Annotated in this window: 1 protein-coding gene and 1 pseudogene; both read right to left on the reverse strand. The window is 58.9% G+C overall.

Annotation, left to right across the window (positions count from 1 at the left end; genetic code table 11):
- Positions 1-398, reverse strand: a pseudogene (locus ACX3P1_RS28015) (hypothetical protein); the annotation flags it as partial.
- 27 nt (positions 399-425) lie between these two features.
- Positions 426-1,571, reverse strand: a 1,146-nt coding sequence (locus ACX3P1_RS28020; protein WP_459083057.1) for an AAA family ATPase, incomplete at its 5' end; no start/stop codon positions are given.

A 1,571-nucleotide genomic window follows, 5' to 3' on the forward strand; every position in this document is an offset into this window, starting at 1 on the left:
GACTCTATAATGACCTCTTCCGCCGCACGGCCGGCAAGTGCCGCGATCAGAACTCCGGTCAGCATCTCCTCGGTCTGCTCACCCGGTCCCGGCATGGTGCCGGCGACATAGCCGCCTTCCGGCGCTTCGATGGTGATTTTCACGATCGTCCCGATATCCAGGTGAACCCGCGCCACGGCATGGCCGGCTTCGTGAACCGCCATACGGAGTTCAAGTTCTAGCGTCCGCACGATTTGGAGATCATCGGAATGGAGGTCGATGGCGAGCGGCTCTGCTGGCCCGTTAACCGACACACCGGGTTCGATCGCGGGTTTCAGCGCCTCCGTTGTCTTCTTGTTACGCCGCCCCGACACACCGCGTATCCGCTGGCCTTTTGCTGCTGGATCGTTCTTGGACATGTTCTTTCCAATCCTTTCCTCAATCGATCATTGTCGCGGGCGGTTGCATTCGCGGGCCTCGACCAGAACTTCGATGAACCGCTCCAGTTTTCGGATTGATCCGCCGGGCCAGGCCGTTCTCAATGCCTCGATCTCAAAATCCTGCAGCGGCGCCGCCCACCGCCGGTCATGTCCCGTCTCGGTGTAGAGCCGCTCGAGAATGCCCGGAGCAAGGAATTCAAGCTGGTCGGCTCCTGGAACGGGAAACTGAAGGACTCGACATCGGTCTCGCAGAACCGCCGGAATGCCCTGCGTTGCATTGGCGGTCATGAGCCAGATGACATTGGAGAGATCACAGTTCGCTTCGATGTATGGATCCGACCAACGTGACGATGTCTGCGGTTCCAGCAATCCGATCAAGACGTCATGGACATTGCCGTTGTGGCGGCCGGTGCCGATTTTCTCGATCTCGTCGAGAATGATGGCAGGGCCAGCACTTTCGTGCTGACGTACCGCCATAATCGGGAGGCTGGGTTCTCCGGATGACCATCGCCGAGGCGTGCCGCCAATCGCACTGTCGCTTAAGCCGCCACACGAAATCAGTTCATAGGGAATCTTGAGTTCCTCGAACAATCGCCTGGCAAGGCGGGTCTTGCCGCATCCTGGTGGTCCGACAAGAATGGTCGGGCGCATGTGGGTGTATTTGCGGCCGACGAGCCCCCACAGAATGGTATCGATCACCGAAGCGGCATAGGGAAACTCCGCCAGCAACGTCGTGCGCGCCAGGGACAGGTCCGGCACCCGCGCTAGCGGTAAGCGCCTTTGCACGTATTTATGATATTCGACACTGACGCGTTTTCCTTCCGACGTCGTTTCGTTGCCGATGGAAGGGATGACCACAATGTAATCGTCAGCATCGGCGCCATCTGCTGTTTCATCTTCGATCGTGAACAGATCGGCGTCATATTCATCATCGGACGAAGGTGATTTCGCCTTCTCGTCCGCAGGTTCTGGGCGCAGGATTGCCGCTTCGAACTCTCGTTCGTAGCCGCGCCGCATCCGAAGCATCGAGTAGCGGGAGGCATGAAAGATGTCGTCTCTTTGGACCTCACGCAGCGTTCGTGCGAGCACACTCCATGACAGTGCGCGCCACAGCATTCGGCGGTTGTCGCCATGCTGGATGTCATGCAGGGC

The organism is Mesorhizobium sp. A623, assembly GCF_054489405.1.